At 50.7% G+C, this 15,666-nt stretch carries 12 protein-coding genes and 2 pseudogenes; 10 read left to right on the forward strand and 4 right to left on the reverse strand.

Annotated features, from left to right (window positions below):
• Nucleotides 1–4: 4 nt before the first annotated feature.
• Both efeO and efeU read right to left on the reverse strand, forming a co-directional pair.
• Nucleotides 5–1,171: an iron uptake system protein EfeO gene (efeO, locus tag ACRPFF_RS01965; RefSeq protein ID WP_003753642.1), complete on the reverse strand. Its 1,167-nt coding sequence runs from the start codon at nucleotides 1,169–1,171 to the stop codon at nucleotides 5–7.
• Nucleotides 1,168–2,007: an iron uptake transporter permease EfeU gene (gene efeU, locus ACRPFF_RS01970; RefSeq protein WP_004467835.1), complete on the reverse strand. Its 840-nt coding sequence runs from the start codon at nucleotides 2,005–2,007 to the stop codon at nucleotides 1,168–1,170. Before efeU ends, efeO begins: the two co-directional genes overlap by 4 nt.
• Nucleotides 2,008–2,214: 207 nt before the next feature.
• Here efeU and mltA point away from each other — a divergent pair, with 207 nt between their 5' ends.
• Entirely contained in the window at nucleotides 2,215–3,540 is a 1,326-nt protein-coding gene (mltA, locus tag ACRPFF_RS01975) for a murein transglycosylase A (RefSeq protein ID WP_432673658.1), read from the forward strand.
• 278 nt (nucleotides 3,541–3,818) lie between these two features.
• On the opposite strand, the gene ACRPFF_RS01980 is transcribed toward mltA, so the two are convergent.
• On the reverse strand, nucleotides 3,819–4,340 hold the full coding sequence (locus ACRPFF_RS01980) for a hypothetical protein (RefSeq protein ID WP_411712625.1): 522 nt from the start codon (nucleotides 4,338–4,340) through the stop codon (nucleotides 3,819–3,821).
• 433 nt (nucleotides 4,341–4,773) lie between these two features.
• Between ACRPFF_RS01980 and glmS the strand changes: the two genes are divergently transcribed.
• Nucleotides 4,774–6,612 carry a glutamine--fructose-6-phosphate transaminase (isomerizing) gene (gene glmS, locus ACRPFF_RS01985; RefSeq protein ID WP_432673659.1) on the forward strand — a complete coding sequence of 613 codons (1,839 nt, stop codon included), beginning with the start codon at nucleotides 4,774–4,776 and terminating at the stop codon, nucleotides 6,610–6,612.
• Nucleotides 6,613–6,717: 105 nt separating this feature from the next.
• Nucleotides 6,718–8,772, forward strand: a complete 2,055-nt coding sequence (gene metG / locus ACRPFF_RS01990; RefSeq protein WP_432673660.1) for a methionine--tRNA ligase — start codon at nucleotides 6,718–6,720, stop codon at nucleotides 8,770–8,772.
• A 73-nt stretch (nucleotides 8,773–8,845) separates the two neighbouring features.
• Here metG and ACRPFF_RS01995 read toward each other — a convergent pair whose 3' ends face one another.
• Nucleotides 8,846–9,799, reverse strand: a complete 954-nt coding sequence (locus tag ACRPFF_RS01995; RefSeq protein WP_432673661.1) for a D-2-hydroxyacid dehydrogenase — start codon at nucleotides 9,797–9,799, stop codon at nucleotides 8,846–8,848.
• A 133-nt stretch (nucleotides 9,800–9,932) separates the two neighbouring features.
• On the opposite strand from ACRPFF_RS01995, the gene ACRPFF_RS02000 reads away from it, so the two are divergent.
• The 7 genes and pseudogenes from ACRPFF_RS02000 (at nucleotide 9,933) to gnd (ending at nucleotide 15,618) form a co-directional block, all read left to right on the forward strand.
• On the forward strand, nucleotides 9,933–10,151 hold the full coding sequence (locus ACRPFF_RS02000; protein ID WP_432673681.1) for a DUF2061 domain-containing protein: 219 nt from the start codon (nucleotides 9,933–9,935) through the stop codon (nucleotides 10,149–10,151).
• Nucleotides 10,152–10,228: 77 nt separating this feature from the next.
• Nucleotides 10,229–10,558 (forward strand): FKBP-type peptidyl-prolyl cis-trans isomerase, encoded by a 330-nt coding sequence (locus ACRPFF_RS02005; protein WP_002235320.1) that lies wholly within the window; start codon nucleotides 10,229–10,231, stop codon nucleotides 10,556–10,558.
• Nucleotides 10,559–10,721: 163 nt separating this feature from the next.
• Nucleotides 10,722–11,645 (forward strand): UDP-3-O-acyl-N-acetylglucosamine deacetylase, encoded by a 924-nt coding sequence (lpxC, locus tag ACRPFF_RS02010; RefSeq protein WP_432673662.1) that lies wholly within the window; start codon nucleotides 10,722–10,724, stop codon nucleotides 11,643–11,645.
• 283 nt (nucleotides 11,646–11,928) lie between these two features.
• A pseudogene (locus tag ACRPFF_RS02015) lies at nucleotides 11,929–12,075 on the forward strand (IS1595 family transposase); the annotation flags it as partial.
• Between the two features lie 87 nt (nucleotides 12,076–12,162).
• Nucleotides 12,163–12,996, forward strand: a complete 834-nt coding sequence (locus tag ACRPFF_RS02020; protein ID WP_308031824.1) for a DUF4198 domain-containing protein — start codon at nucleotides 12,163–12,165, stop codon at nucleotides 12,994–12,996.
• A gap of 153 nt (nucleotides 12,997–13,149) precedes the next feature.
• Nucleotides 13,150–13,714 (forward strand): annotated as a pseudogene (locus ACRPFF_RS02025) (IS1595 family transposase); the annotation flags it as partial.
• A gap of 455 nt (nucleotides 13,715–14,169) precedes the next feature.
• Entirely contained in the window at nucleotides 14,170–15,618 is a 1,449-nt protein-coding gene (gene gnd, locus ACRPFF_RS02030; protein ID WP_432673663.1) for a decarboxylating NADP(+)-dependent phosphogluconate dehydrogenase, read from the forward strand.
• Nucleotides 15,619–15,666 lie beyond the last annotated feature (48 nt).

Consider the following 15,666-nt stretch of genomic DNA (forward strand, 5'->3'; position numbering starts at 1 on the left):
AGGCTTATTTCAAACCGAGTATGCCACGAAGTTGGGCAAGGTCTTCGGCAAGCGCGTTAATAGGGGCCTGTAACGCTTTGCGGTCGGCTTCGCTCAGCTTATCGTAGGTTTCAAAACCGTCTTTGGTCCGGTATTTCGCCAGAATTTCGTTGACCTGTTTGAAGTTGGTATCGGTTTTTTCCAACAAGGCTTTGTTTTTGGCCTCGATCAACGGACGGAACAAATCGACGATTTTTTTCGAACCGTCCACATTGGCTTGGAAGTCGCTCAAATCGGTGTGGCTGTAACGGTCTTCTTCGCCGCTGATTTTACTGCCCGCTACTTCTTCAATCAGTTCGGACGCGCCGCCGACCACTTTGCCCGGAGGGAATGCCAATGCGTCGATTTCTTTTTGCAGGGCTTCGACATCGGTCATCAGTTTGGCTGCGGTTTCCTTCACGCCGGACACGTCTTTTTCTATCCAAAGAGCGTGTTCGATACGGTGGAAGCCGGTAAACCCGGCATCTTTCGCGCCGTCTTTGAAGTCGTCTTCACGCGCATCGATGACGGGGTCGAGTTCGCTGAAAAGCTCGGCAATCGGTTCGATGCGTTCGTAGTGGACGCGGGTGGCGGCAAACAGGGATTTCGCCTTTTCAATGTCGCCTGCTTTGACGGCTTCGGTAAAGGTTTTGGTTTTCGCCACCAGCTCTTTAACCTCGCCTTGAACGTAGGCTTTATAGTTGGCGAGCGGTTGGGACAGTTTTTCCAAATCCGCTTCATTGGCGGTGTCTTTAAAGCCGCTGTCGGTTACCACCAGCTTGCCGCGCGGATTGGTCAAAAGGCCGCAAGTCATTTCGTATTCGCCCGGCAACAGGGTTACGGTCATTTTGTCGGAAAGTCCGGGGGCGATGTTTTCGCGCTCGTCCACCACCATCACGCCTTTCAGGATTTCCCATTCGAGCTTGCGGCCGCTGTCGTTTTTAATGTTGAACACAACCTGTCCGCTCGGTACGGTCAGATTCATCGGTTCACAGGCATTGTCGTTGACGGCGATACTGACCGAACCGCCTTCGTTAGCGGATTGGGTCTCACCGGACGCAGCCGGCGCGGCTTTCTCCGCTTCCGGCGGCTGGCAAGCAGTCAAACCTAAGGCAAGCATCACGGACAATGCGGTCAAATTGAGTTTTCTCATTTCAGCTCCTCTTTACGGGTTAAAGTTTCAGACGGCCTACTGCCGCGTAAAAACCAAGTCATGACAGGAATAAGGTACAGCAGCCAAACCAAGGCCTCGCCCTGCGTCGGATGGTCGGTATAGCCGAAAAATCCGCCGAGCAGCACACCTAACGGACTGTCTTCGTGCAAATATTTTGATGAGTCGAACACAATGTCCTGAAGCGCGTTCCAAATACCTGCCTCATGCAGCGCGCGCAGCGAGCCGGCAAGCAGACCGGCGGCAACGACAATCAAAAACGCTCCTGTCCAACGGAAAAACTTCGCCAGATTCAGGCGCATCCCGCCCTGATAAATCAACGCGCCAATCACGGCGGCAGCCAAAACCCCCGCTACCGCACCAGCCGGCATCTGCCACGTCGGGCTCTGTTTGAATACGGCAAGCAGGAAAAAAACGCTCTCCAAACCTTCGCGCGCCACGGCAAGAAACGCCATACCGACCAAGGCCCATCCTTGACCGCTACCACGGTTCAAAGCCGCCTGTACAGAATCCTGAAGCTGCTGCTTCATCGAACGCGCCGCCTTTTTCATCCATAAAATCATATAAGTCAGCATCGCGACGGCAACCAAACCGATAATGCCGACGACGAACTCCTGCTGCTTCTGGGGAATCTCGCCCGTTGCCGAATGGATGCCGTATCCCAGCCCCAGACACATCAAAGAAGCAAGGACGACCCCGAACCAGACCTTAGGCATCAGTTTGGAATGTCCGGACTGTTTCAAAAAACCCGCAACGATACCGACAATCAGTGCAGCTTCGATACCCTCGCGCAACATAATTAAAAAAGCAACCAGCATAAGTATCAGTTTATAAGTAAATGGACGGTATATTATCAGGACATTTATATGACTTGTAAATAAGAATACAAACTATTTTGCCATATTTTTTTCAAACTACCCCACCGCCGGAAAACTTCAGGGCTGTGTTAAAATTTCCTTTTTCAAACCTTTAAAAAATCAGTCGCTTGAAAATCCGACTCAAGTATTTCAACGTCATTGTCCATTATGAAAAAACACCTGTTTCAAACGGCACTATTCAGCATGGTTGCCGCCATTCTTGCCGCCTGTCAAAGCAAAAGCATCCAAACCCTCCCGATTCCTGACACATCCGTTATTCAAGGCCCTGACCGCCCTGCGGGTACCCCTTTTCCTGTCGGCACTACGGTTTCAGGCGGAGGGGCGGTTTACACGGCGGTTCCTCACGACAGCCTGCCGCACTGGAGCACGCAAAACTTTACCCAAAGCCTGCAGTCTTTCCAGCTTGGCTGCTCAAATTTGAAAAACCGCCAAGGCTGGCAGGATGTGTGTGCCCAAGCCTTTCAAACCCCCGTCCATTCCTTTCAGGCAAAACAGTTTTTTGAACGCTATTTCACGCCGTGGCAGGTTGCAGGCAACGGAAGCCTTGCCGGTACGGTTACCGGCTATTACGAACCGGTGCTGAAAGGCGACGACAGGCGGACGGAACAGGCCCGCTTCCCGATTTACGGCATTCCCGACGATTTTATCTCCGTCCCGCTGCCTGCCGGTTTGCGGGGCGGGAAAGCCCTTGTCCGCATCAGGCAGACGGGAAAAAACAGCGGCACAATCGACAATACCGGCGGCACACATACCGCCGACCTCTCCCAATTCCCCATCACCGCGCGCACAACGGCAATCAAAGGCAGGTTTGAAGGAAGCCGCTTCCTCCCTTACCACACGCGCAACCAAATCAACGGCGGCGCGCTTGACGGCAAAGCCCCCATCCTCGGCTATGCCGAAGACCCCGTCGAACTCTTTTTCATGCACATACAAGGCTCGGGCCGTCTGAAAACCCCGTCCGGCAAATACATCCGCATCGGCTATGCCGACAAAAACGAACATCCCTATGTTTCCATCGGACGCTATATGGCGGACAAAGGCTACCTCAAACTCGGGCAGACCTCGATGCAGGGCATCAAAGCCTATATGCGGCAAAATCCACAACGCCTCGCCGAAGTTTTGGGGCAAAACCCCAGCTATGTCTTTTTCCGCGAGCTTGCAGGAAGCAGCAATGACGGCCCCGTCGGCGCACTGGGCACTCCGCTGATGGGGGAATATGCCGGCGCAGTAGACCGGCACTACATTACCTTGGGCGCGCCCTTATTTGTCGCCACCGCCCACCCGGTTACCCGCAAAGCCCTCAACCGCCTGATTATGGCGCAGGATACCGGCAGCGCGATTAAAGGCGCGGTGCGCGTGGATTATTTCTGGGGTTACGGCGACGAAGCGGGGGAAACGGCAGGTAAAATGAAAGAACCAGGTTACGTCTGGCAGCTTCTGCCCAACGGCATGAAGCCCGAATACCGCCCGTAAACCGGCAAACAATGCCGTCTGAAGCCCATCACGGCCAATCGGGCGCATTAAGGCGAAGTTTTGCGATACCTCTGGCACAAGCCGGCTGGACAAAATGCTTTTTTTTATTTGACGGAATGGATTTCCGCCCGAACGGAAATACCCCCTTGCAAACGATCGGAATCAAACGGATATTCAAACGCGTCCGAACAAAAAAAGGCGGACATTCCTGCCCGCCCGTACCGGTACGGAAACCGCACGTCCGATTCGGACGGCGGCATCCTCCCGGTTATCCTCCGCTAAAGCAACAATGCCCGGGGTCTGCCGTTGCATTTGATTTCTTTTTCCAATTCGTCAAACTCGGCTTCAAACCGCCGTTTCAACTGCTCGATCGCCGCCTGATGCTGCTGATACGTTTGGTTTGACGGCAACGCCTTTTGCGCGTCGAGGTATGCCTGTGCCGTTTGTCTGCACTTTTTCTGATGGGCGATGATTTTGTCCTTCATCGCCGCATCGGTTTTCACATACTGCCTGCGTTCGACATACAGCTCTTTCCCGTCGTCGGAAAGTTTGATCGGGATTTCCCCTATCCCCGTATTTATCGAAAGCGCGCCGTCTTTTTCAGACAAAAGCAAAGACTCCTCCTCGCCTGTAAACACGTTGATTTTATTAAGGAAGTAATTGCCTTTTTCTTTTTTGACGGCAATCATACCCTCTTTTTTGTCCGACTTTTCACGCCAATAACCCTCGTAACCGCCGGCATCCTTGCCGCAGCCCGCCAACACCGCCGCCACGCCGACGACCAAAAGCATTTGTTTCATTTCCATACTCCTTTAACATTAAGACCGGGTGAGTATATTGTTTTTTTTTTTCAGCTTGTCAATATTGATTTGCAAAAACTATAGTTGATTAACAAAAATCAGGACAAGGCGACGAAGCCGCAGACAGTACAAATAGTACGGAACCGATTCACTCGGTGCTTCAGCACCTTAGAGAATCGTTCTCTTTGAGCTAAGGTGAGGCAACGCTGTACTGGTTTTTGTTAATCCACTATATAAACCGGCGGCAGGCAATGCCGTCTGAACGCCCATCCCGGTCAGGCGGGGAAATCCCTCCTTTTTTGAGCAAGCCCAAGCCTTCAGACGGCATTTTGCTGTTTTCCGGCGCGGGAGGCGGTTTATAATCCGAAACGCGAGGTGCGGCACGGGAGCCGTCCGCGCCTGTTTTTTTTCAACCTGATACTAAGGAACAGTTATGTGCGGTATCGTCGGCGCCATCCGCGCCCATCACAACGTCGTCGATTTTCTGACCGACGGCCTCAAACGCCTCGAATACAGGGGTTATGACTCATCAGGCATTGCCGTCAACACCGACGGCAAAATCAAACGCGTGCGCCGTGTTGGACGCGTGCAGCTTATGGAGGACGCAGCACGCGAAAAAGGCATCAGCGGCGGCATCGGCATCGGACATACGCGCTGGGCGACACACGGCGGCGTTACCGAGCCGAACGCCCACCCGCACATCTGCGGCGGGATGATTGCGGTTGTGCACAACGGCATCATCGAAAACTTTGAAAGCGAACGCAAACGCTTGGAAGGTTTGGGATACCGTTTTGAATCGCAAACGGATACCGAAGTCATCGCCCACAGCATCAATCACGAATACGCGCAAAACGGCGGCAGGCTGTTTGAAGCCGTGCAGAAAGCGGTCAAACGTTTCCACGGCGCATACGCCATCGCGGTTATTGCCCAAGACAAGCCTGATGAATTAGTTGTGGCGCGTATGGGCTGCCCGCTTTTGGTCGCTTTGGGCGACGATGAAACCTTTATCGCTTCGGACGTGTCCGCCGTCATCGCCTTTACGCGCCGCGTGGCGTACCTCGAAGACGGCGACATCGCGCTGCTGGCTTCAGACGGCATCAAACGGCTGACCGATAAAAACGGCCTGCCTGCCGAACGCAAAGTCAAGGTATCCGAACTCTCGCTCGCCTCTTTGGAGCTGGGGCCGTACAGCCACTTTATGCAAAAGGAAATCCACGAGCAGCCGCGCGCGATTGCGGACACGGCGGAAGTTTTCCTCGACGGCGGCTTCATCCCTGAAAACTTCGGCAAAAACGCCAAAAGCGTGTTTGAAAGCATCCGCAGCGTCAAAATCCTTGCCTGCGGTACTTCCTATTACGCCGCGCTGACCGCCAAATATTGGTTGGAATCCATCGCCAAAATTCCGACCGACGTCGAAATCGCCAGCGAATACCGGTACCGCAGCGTGATTGCCGACCCCGACCAACTGGTCATTACCATTTCCCAATCCGGCGAAACGCTGGACACGATGGAGGCTTTGAAATACGCCAAATCTTTGGGACACCGCCACAGCCTCTCCATCTGCAACGTGATGGAATCCGCCCTGCCGCGCGAAAGCAGCCTCGTGCTTTATACCCGCGCCGGTGCGGAAATCGGCGTCGCCTCGACCAAAGCATTTACCACGCAACTGGTTGCACTGTTCGGTTTGGCGGTAACGCTGGCGAAGGTACGCGGCTTGGTATCCGGCGAAGATGAAGCACGTTATACCGAAGAACTCCGCCAGCTTCCCGGCAGCGTACAGCACGCTCTGAACCTCGAACCTCAAATTGCCGCATGGGCGCAACAGTTTGCCAAGAAAACCAGCGCGCTGTTTTTAGGGCGCGGCATCCATTACCCGATTGCCCTCGAAGGTGCGTTGAAACTGAAGGAAATCACCTACATTCACGCAGAAGCCTATCCTGCCGGCGAGCTGAAACACGGGCCGCTTGCCTTAGTGGACGAAAACATGCCCGTCGTCGTCATCGCGCCCAACGACAGCCTGTTGGACAAAGTCAAAGCCAATATGCAGGAAGTCGGCGCACGCGGCGGCGAACTTTTCGTCTTTGCCGACCTCGACAGCAATTTTAATGCCACAGAAGGCGTGCACGTTATCCGCGCACCGCGCCATGTCGGAGAATTATCCCCCGTCGTGCATACTATCCCCGTGCAGCTCCTTTCCTACCATGTCGCCCTCGCACGCGGTACCGATGTGGACAAACCGCGCAACCTGGCGAAATCCGTTACGGTCGAATAAGTCCGGATAGTTTGCGAACATGCCGTCTGAAGCCCGATTTTTCAGGCTTCAGACGGTATTTACGGTATAATTCCCCTTTACCATCTATCCCCAAAAGCATAAACCATGACACGCAAAATCCTCGTTACCTCCGCCCTGCCCTATGCCAACGGCAGCATCCACCTTGGCCACATGGTCGAACACATCCAAACCGACGTTTGGGTGCGCTTCCAAAAACTGCGCGGCAACGAATGCTACTACTGCTGCGCCGACGACACCCACGGCACGCCCGTAATGCTTGCCGCGCAAAAACAAGGCATCGCACCCGAAGACATGATTACCAAAGTGCGCGAAGAACACCTCGCCGACTTTACCGGTTTCGGCATCGGCTACGACAATTATTACAGCACCCATTCCCCTGAAAACAAACAGTTTTCCCAAGACATTTACCGCGCGCTGAAAGCCGGCGGCAAAATCGAAAGCCGCGTCATCGAGCAGCTTTTCGATCCTGAAAAGCAAATGTTCCTGCCCGACCGCTTCGTCAAAGGCGAATGCCCCAAATGCCACGCCCAAGACCAATACGGCGACAACTGCGAAGTCTGCGGCACCACCTATTCCCCGACCGAACTGATTAACCCGTATTCCGCCGTATCCGGTGCCAAACCCGAATTGCGCGAATCCGAACACTTCTTCTTCAAACTGGGCGAATGCGCCGACTTCCTCAAAGCATGGACTTCCGGCAACAACCCGTACGACGGCAAGCCCCATCTGCAAGCCGAAGCCCTCAACAAAATGAAAGAATGGCTGGGCGAAGGCGAAGAAACCACCCTGTCCGACTGGGACATCTCCCGCGACGCGCCGTATTTCGGTTTTGAAATCCCCGACGCGCCGGGCAAATACTTCTACGTCTGGCTGGACGCGCCCGTCGGCTACATGGCGTCGTTTAAAAACCTGTGTGACCGCATCGGCGTCGATTTCGACGAATACTTCAAAGCCGACAGCCAAACCGAGATGTACCATTTCATCGGCAAAGACATCCTCTATTTCCACGCCCTGTTCTGGCCTGCCATGCTGCATTTCTCTGGCCACCGCGCCCCGACCGGCGTGTACGCACACGGCTTTTTGACCGTCGACGGACAAAAAATGTCCAAATCGCGCGGCACCTTCATCACCGCCAAATCCTATTTGGAACAAGGCCTGAACCCCGAGTGGATGCGCTACTACATCGCAGCCAAACTCAACAGCAAAATCGAAGACATCGATTTGAACCTGCAAGACTTTATCAGCCGTGTCAACAGCGACCTCGTCGGCAAATACGTCAACATCGCCGCCCGCGCTTCAGGCTTCATCGCCAAACGCTTTGAAGGCCGTCTGAAAGACGTAGCCGACAGCGCATTGCTGGCAAAACTGACTGCGCAAAGCGAAGCCATTGCCGAATGCTACGAAAGCCGCGAATACGCCAAAGCCCTGCGCGACATCATGGCCTTGGCAGACATTGTCAACGAATACGTTGATGCCAACAAACCTTGGGAACTCGCTAAACAAGAAGGTCAAGACGCACGCCTGCACGAAGTATGCAGCGAGCTCATCAACGCCTTTACCATGTTGACCGCCTACCTCGCCCCCGTATTGCCAAAAGTGGCCGAAAACGCCGCCAAATTCCTGAATTTGGAAGCCATCACTTGGGCAAATACACGCGAAACCTTGGGCGAACACGCCATCAACAAATACGAACATTTAATGCAACGAGTGGAGCAAAAACAAGTGGATGATTTGATCGAAGCCAACAAACAAAGTATCGCAGCAGCAGCACCTGCCGCCGAAGAGAGCAAATACGAAAAAGTCGCCGAACAGGCGAGCTTCGACGACTTTATGAAAATCGACATGCGCGTCGCCAAAGTATTGAACTGCGAAGCCGTCGAAGGCAGCACAAAACTTTTGAAATTCGACCTCGATTTCGGTTTTGAAAAACGCATCATCTTCTCCGGCATCGCCGCGTCTTATCCCAACCCCGCCGAGCTGAACGGCCGCATGGTCATCGCCGTCGCCAACTTCGCCCCGCGCAAAATGGCGAAATTCGGCGTATCCGAAGGTATGATTTTGAGTGCCGCCACGGCAGAGGGCAAACTGAAGCTCTTGGATGTGGATGCAGGCGCGCAGCCGGGCGACAAAGTCGGTTAAGCAGAAATATCAAAACAATGCCGTCTGAACCCTTTGGACGTTCAGACGGCATTTTTTCGTCATCCCGACAAGCTCAAACCACCCGATTTTGCGCCTCGCCTTTCACAAAGGCGTTAATGTTCGCCAACAATATATCGAACAGCCTGTCCAACGCTTCACGGCTTGCCCACGCGGTATGCGGCGTAACAATCAGATTGGGAAGGTGAGCCTTCAGCAAGGGATTGCCGTTTTTGGGCGGTTCTTGCGTCAAAACATCCACGCCCGCCCCGCCGATCTGCCCGTATTTGAGTGCGGCAAGCAGCGCGTTTTCATCCACCAGCCCGCCGCGCCCGCAATTAATCAAAACCGCACCGGGCTTCATCTGTTGCAATTCGTCTTCGCCTATCATATTTTCAGTTTGGGCATTCAGCGGACAGTGCAGCGACAACACGTCGGCAGCCCGTACCGCATTTTCAAAGGCAACATAGCCTTCGCGCACAGCGGGCGCGTGTTTGTGTTCGGCAAACACCACCCTCATACCGAACGCCTGTGCATATCGGGCAAGCGTCCGTCCTATATTGCCGCGTCCGAAAACCGCCAGCGTTTTGCCGTTCAAATCCCGAATCGGCGCACCGTAATGGCAGAAAAACGGCGACTTCTCCCATAATCCTGCCGCAACATCACGCTGATAGGCGGGCAAATTCCGCATCAACGCAATCATCAGCATAAAGGCGTGTTCCGCAACCGATTCGTTTCCGTAGGCGCGGACATTGCATACCGCAACGCCCGCCGCCTCCGCCGCCCCAATATCGACATTGTTCACGCCGGTCGCACTGACGGCAATCAGCTCAAGCTGAGGATTATCCGCAATGATATCGGCAGAAATGACAACCTTATTGGTGATGACGATGTGCGCACCGCATACGCGTACCGCCGTTTCCGTAGCATCTGTCGTGCCGTAAACCGCAAGCTCGTGTGGAAAATCGAAGTGAAAAGCCCGACCGGGCAAAGTATCCGCATCCAAAACAACGATCTTTTTATGATTCATCATTTCTATCCTTATTTGGAAAATGATTTATTTACACTAACATTAAATAGCAAATTTAAACCGCGCAACCTTATGATAATCTTTATCATTCCTCCGTAAATTTTCAATTAATTTTTCAATCAAGGAGATGATGATGCTTAAAACCCTGACTTTTGCCGCACTGCATTTCAGCGCCGCCTTCAGTGTAACCTATGTACTGACGGGCAGTATAGGCGTATCGGGGGCGGTCACGCTGGTCGAGCCCCTAATCAACACCGTCGTTTTCTATTTCCATGAAAAAGCATGGAACCTTTACGAAAAAAATAAAACAGTCCAACAAACACAGCCGTTTCAGCTGCACCGGTGCAGCTGACGTTTGAGCGGTATTTGACTTCGACGGACGGTATGTTACCCTTGCCGTTTTGCCCAACAAGCAACGAAAGGACAAATATGGGCAGCCTGATTATTGAGGATTTGCAGGAAGGCTTCGGAAAAGAGGCGGTAAAGGGTAAAGAAATCACCGTCCACTACACCGGCTGGCTGGAAGACGGCACCAAATTCGACTCCAGCCTCGACCGTCGTCAACCGCTGACCATCACGCTCGGCGTCGGACAAGTTATCAAAGGTTGGGACGAAGGCTTCGGCGGCATGAAGGAAGGCGGCAAACGCAAGCTGACCATCCCTTCGGAAATGGGTTACGGCGCACACGGTGCCGGCGGTGTGATTCCCCCGCACGCCACTTTGATATTTGAAGTCGAGCTGTTGAAAGTGTACGAATAAAGCTGCCTGCCTCATGCCGTCTGAAACACAAACAAATCGTTTCAGACGGCATTTTGTTTTAAATAAAACATCCGTATTGGCAAATACTATTGAAAAACATAGCCTGTTTTTCCGGTTTTATCGTATCATTCCCCAACTTACCCCATTGATAAGGAAGCGGTTTATGCTGCAAAGAACTTTGGCGAAATCCATCAGCGTTACCGGAGTCGGCCTGCATTCCGGCGAACGGGTCGCACTGACCCTGCATCCCGCGCCTGAAAACAGCGGGATTTCATTCCGCCGCACGGATTTGGAAGGGGAAATGGGCGGGCAAATCAAACTGACCCCTTATTTGATCAACGATACCCGCCTTTCATCCACCATCGTTACCGACAAAGGCGTGCGCGTCGGCACCATCGAACACATCATGTCCGCACTGTCTGCCTATGGTATCGACAATGCGCTGATTGAGCTGAACGCGCCCGAAATCCCGATTATGGACGGCTCCAGCCTGCCGTTTATTTACCTCCTGCAAGATGCGGGCGTTGTCGACCAAAAGGCGCAAAAGCGTTTTTTAAAAATCCTCAAGCCTGTCGAAATCAAAGAAGCGGGAAAATGGGTGCGCTTTACACCGTATGACGGATTTAAAGTTACCCTGACCATCGAATTCGACCATCCGGTTTTCAACCGCAGCTCGCCCACTTTTGAAATCGATTTCGCGGGCAAATCCTACATCGATGAAATCGCACGCGCGCGCACTTTCGGCTTTATGCACGAAGTTGAAATGATGCGCGCCCACAATCTCGGCTTAGGCGGCAATTTGAACAACGCCATCGTGATTGACGACACGGATGTCCTGAATCCCGAAGGTTTACGCTATCCCGATGAGTTTGTCCGCCACAAAATTCTTGATGCCATCGGCGATTTGTATATCGTCGGGCATCCGCTCATCGGCGCATTCGAAGGCTACAAATCAGGACATGCCATTAACAATGCGCTCTTACGCGCAGTTCTGGCGGACGAGACCGCCTACGAATGGGTCGAATTTTCCAACAGCGAAGACTTGCCGCCTGCATTTCACGACTTAAACCTCAAGAAGTGTGGATAACTTCCAACTTACCTCCCAATGCCGTCTGAACAAGGAAAACCAATGTTTCAGACGGCATTTTTATATATCATCATACTGCCTCTTTTTATTTATACACACCGCCATCAAAAATAACATATTAAAATTATTAAATTATTTAACTTTTCCATAAGTTTTCCACTACTTATACACAAGATGGATTTTTTGTCATTTCCGTTTTGAACGTCCTGCATAAATCACCTATATTTTTTAAGGGGCTGTCCTAGATAACTAGGGAAATTCAAATTAAGTTAGAATTATCCCTATGAGAAAAAGTCGTCTAAGCCGGTATAAACAAAATAAACTCATTGAACTGTTTGTCGCAGGTGTAACTGCAAGAACAGCAGCAGAATTNGTAGGCGTTAATAAAAATACCGCAGCCTATTATTTTCATCGTTTACGATTACTGATTATTTACAAAAAATGTAAATAAGAGTAATGTTTCTACTCGCCAAAATACAAGGCCTTTCATTCAACAACAAAATGGAGTGTAGAAACTATGAAACAATGGATGCTTTTAGGATTGCTGGGATTGGGCGCAGTGGCGCAGGCGCACGATGTTTGGGTGGCTGCACCGACACATCAGCCTGCTGGCCAAATCCTGCATGCGGATTTGGGTTACAGCCATGACTTCCCTAATGTCGAAAAAATCGCCGACGACCGCGTACATATTTTCAAACCGCTGCAATTGACCGGCAGCTCAAAGAAAACCGTTGATTTGGTAAATAACGGCGAAAACTATCAATACGTTTCCAAAGCCGCTTTGCCTGAAGGCTCCTACTGGGTTAGCGCAACCTACAAACCGACTTTCTGGTCGAAAAACCAAGACGGCTGGAAACAGCAAACCTTGAAACAGCTGACCGGCGCAACCTATTGCGAACAGGCGCAAATGTTCGGCAAGAGCTTTGTCCAAGTGGGCAACGGCGCAGTTGATGAAGCGGTATTGACCCGCCCTATCGGCCAAGAGCTGGAACTGGTTCCGCTGAAAAATCCGAACGAAGTCAAAGCCGGCGGTATTTTGCCGGTCAAAGTCCTGTACAAAGGCGAGCCTTTGGTTAAAGCCACCGTTACCGCCAGCTCGGACACTTTGGCGGAAATGGACTTGGAATCAACCCATGACCACCGCGAACCTCAAGGCTTCTCCGGCAAAACCGATAAAAACGGCGTGGTCAATGTGATTACTCTGATTGACGGTTTGTGGAAAATCAAAGTCGTGAACGAGACCGATTACGGCGATAAAAGCGTATGTCAGAAAGACAATACTTACGCAACGCTGATTGTGCCTGTCGGTACCAAACGCGCAGCCGCACGCCATGCCCACCATCATCATTAACAACCATTAAAAAAGGCCGTCTGAACTTTCAGACGGCCTTCATTTATTCTAATTCATAACCCAAATGTCTAAAAAAACGGGAGAATGTTTCCAACTCATCACCATTTAATTGGGCAAAACAAACACGGTTGCAGCCTATCAAAACCACACTTTTATCAAAACAGTCCACATTTAGAAATGTTTAATGGCGAAGTAGAAGCAGATGAAAGTTATTTTGGTGGACAACGCAAAGGTAAACGCGGTCGCGGTGCTGCCGGTAAAGTCGCCGTATTCGGTCTTTTGAAGCGAAATGGTAAGAAAAGTAATGCGCCCCTTTGATGGGACGCAATATATAAGGTGTATACGGTTGCTGTACCGAATACTCAAACCGCTACTTTATTTCCTATTATCCGTGAACAAGTGAAACCTGACAGCATTGTTTATACGGATCGTTATCGTAGCTATGATGTATTAGATGTGAGCGGATTTAGCCATTTTAGCTTCGCTGAAACTTCGTTTTCGTATCAACCACAGCACACATTTTGCGGAACGACAAAACCATATTAATGGAATTGAGAACTTTTGGAACCGGGCAAAACGTCATTTACGCAAGTTTGACGGCATTCCCAAAGAGCATTTTGAGCCGTATTTAAAGGAGTGCGAACGGCGTTTTAACAACAGTGAGATAAAAGTTCAAATTTCCATTTTAAAACAATTAGTAAAATCGAGTTTATCCTAGTTGTCCAGGACAGCCCTTTTTTAAAATTTCCACCAATACTCAACATCCGACACCATAAATCACCCCGCCACATTCTTCACGAAATATATAAACACCAGCCAGAGGAACAAAACCGAGAATAACACTGTATAACAGTAAAGTTATTCACAGGTCTTAAATTCCAAGCAAATCTATCCACAGAAATGCACAAAGCCCCTGCTAACTTGCCGACACCCAAACAAAACAGCATCATATTGAAAATAAATACAAAAAAAAGTTATACACAGAAGGTTTTCAGACTCAATATCATCAGTTTTTTATTATTTAAATTTATATTTAAATTAAATTCCTCAACGCAAGTCTGGCAAAAGCGTAAAGAACCTTTTTCAAAACTTTAAACGTTAAATATTGTTAAACAGATGTAAATCAGGTAGAGTTAATATTAATAAATTAAATCAATGACGGAGCTTCCAGGAATGAAAGGCAATCTGGGTTTAATCGGTTTGGCCGTTATGGGACAAAACTTGATTCTGAATATGAACGATCATGGTTTTAAGGTTGTTGCCTATAACCGGACTGTTTCTAAAGTTGACGAATTTTTAAAAGGTGCTGCACAAGGTACGGACGTTATCGGCGCATATTCGTTACAGGACTTGGTTGATAAACTGGAAAAACCAAGAAAAATTATGCTGATGGTTAAGGCAGGTTCGGTGGTTGACGACTTTATCGAACAGCTGTTGCCGCTTTTGGATAAGGGCGATATCATCATTGACGGAGGAAATGCCAATTATCCGGATACAACCAGACGCACCCGTAACCTTTCCGAAAAAGGCATTTTGTTTGTCGGTATGGGGGTCTCCGGTGGGGAGGAAGGCGCACGGCACGGCCCGTCTATTATGCCAGGCGGAGATGAGCGCGCATGGGAAGCTGTTAAACCGATTTTCCAGGCGATTGCCGCGAAAACCCCTCAAGGTGAGCCGTGTTGCGATTGGGTCGGCAGGGATGGCGCGGGACATTTTGTCAAAATGGTGCACAACGGCATCGAATACGGCGATATGCAGTTGATTTGCGAGGCATACCAATTTATGAAAGATGGCCTAGGTATGTCCCACGAAGAAATGCATCAAGTATTCGCCGAATGGAATCAAACCGAGCTTAACTCGTATCTTATTGAAATTACGGCATCCATTTTGGCGTACAAAGACGAGGGAGGCGAACCGCTGGTTGAAAAAATCCTCGATACGGCAGGACAAAAGGGAACGGGGAAATGGACGGGTATCAATGCGCTGGATTTAGGTATTCCGCTGACGTTGATTTCAGAAGCCGTGTTTGCCCGTTGTGTTTCTTCGATGAAAGAACAGCGTACTCAAAACAGTAAATTGTTCGGACAAAAAGTTTTCCCTGTGGATGGGGATAAAAAACAATGGGTCGACAATTTGCGTCAAGCATTACTTGCATCAAAAATAATTTCGTATGCGCAAGGATTTATGCTGATTCGGGAAGCGGGGGACACCTATAACTGGAATTTAAACTACGGCAAAACGGCCTTGCTCTGGCGCGAGGGGTGCATTATCCGCAGCGCATTCTTAAGCAATATCCGCGATGCCTATGAAAACAATCCGGATTTGGTGTTTTTAGGTACCGATCCTTACTTTAAAAATATTTTGGAAACATGCCTTCCGGCATGGCGGAAAGTGGTTGCCAAGGCAATCGAATGCGGTATCCCCATGCCGTGCATGGCTTCCGCCGTTACGTTTTTAGACGGCTATACGTCTCAACGGCTGCCTGCCAACCTGCTGCAGGCGCAACGCGACTATTTCGGTGCGCATACGTACGAACGGACCGATAAACCGAGAGGCGAGTTTTTCCATACGAACTGGACGGGCAAAGGCGGAGATACCGCTTCGACGACGTACGATATTTAAAACTGTTTCAGGATATGCCGTCTGAACCGTTCAGACGGCATTTGTTTT

Origin of the sequence: Neisseria sp. SLRRB23 (assembly GCF_050896295.1) — a bacterium.
Lineage (GTDB): Bacteria > Pseudomonadota > Gammaproteobacteria > Burkholderiales > Neisseriaceae > Neisseria.

Bases quoted from the DNA above. Each gene is read 5' to 3' on its own strand.
- efeO (WP_003753642.1), bottom strand. From the start codon at position 1,171: ATGAGAAAACTCAATTTGACCGCATTGTCCGTGATGCTTGCCTTAGGT.
- efeU (WP_004467835.1), bottom strand. From the start codon at position 2,007: ATGCTGGTTGCTTTTTTAATTATGTTGCGCGAGGGTATCGAAGCTGCA.
- mltA (WP_432673658.1), top strand. From the start codon at position 2,215: ATGAAAAAACACCTGTTTCAAACGGCACTATTCAGCATGGTTGCCGCC.
- ACRPFF_RS01980 (WP_411712625.1), bottom strand. From the start codon at position 4,340: ATGAAACAAATGCTTTTGGTCGTCGGCGTGGCGGCGGTGTTGGCGGGC.
- glmS (WP_432673659.1), top strand. From the start codon at position 4,774: ATGTGCGGTATCGTCGGCGCCATCCGCGCCCATCACAACGTCGTCGAT.
- metG (WP_432673660.1), top strand. From the start codon at position 6,718: ATGACACGCAAAATCCTCGTTACCTCCGCCCTGCCCTATGCCAACGGC.
- ACRPFF_RS01995 (WP_432673661.1), bottom strand. From the start codon at position 9,799: ATGAATCATAAAAAGATCGTTGTTTTGGATGCGGATACTTTGCCCGGT.
- ACRPFF_RS02000 (WP_432673681.1), top strand. From the start codon at position 9,933: ATGCTTAAAACCCTGACTTTTGCCGCACTGCATTTCAGCGCCGCCTTC.
- ACRPFF_RS02005 (WP_002235320.1), top strand. From the start codon at position 10,229: ATGGGCAGCCTGATTATTGAGGATTTGCAGGAAGGCTTCGGAAAAGAG.
- lpxC (WP_432673662.1), top strand. From the start codon at position 10,722: ATGCTGCAAAGAACTTTGGCGAAATCCATCAGCGTTACCGGAGTCGGC.
- ACRPFF_RS02020 (WP_308031824.1), top strand. From the start codon at position 12,163: ATGAAACAATGGATGCTTTTAGGATTGCTGGGATTGGGCGCAGTGGCG.
- gnd (WP_432673663.1), top strand. From the start codon at position 14,170: ATGAAAGGCAATCTGGGTTTAATCGGTTTGGCCGTTATGGGACAAAAC.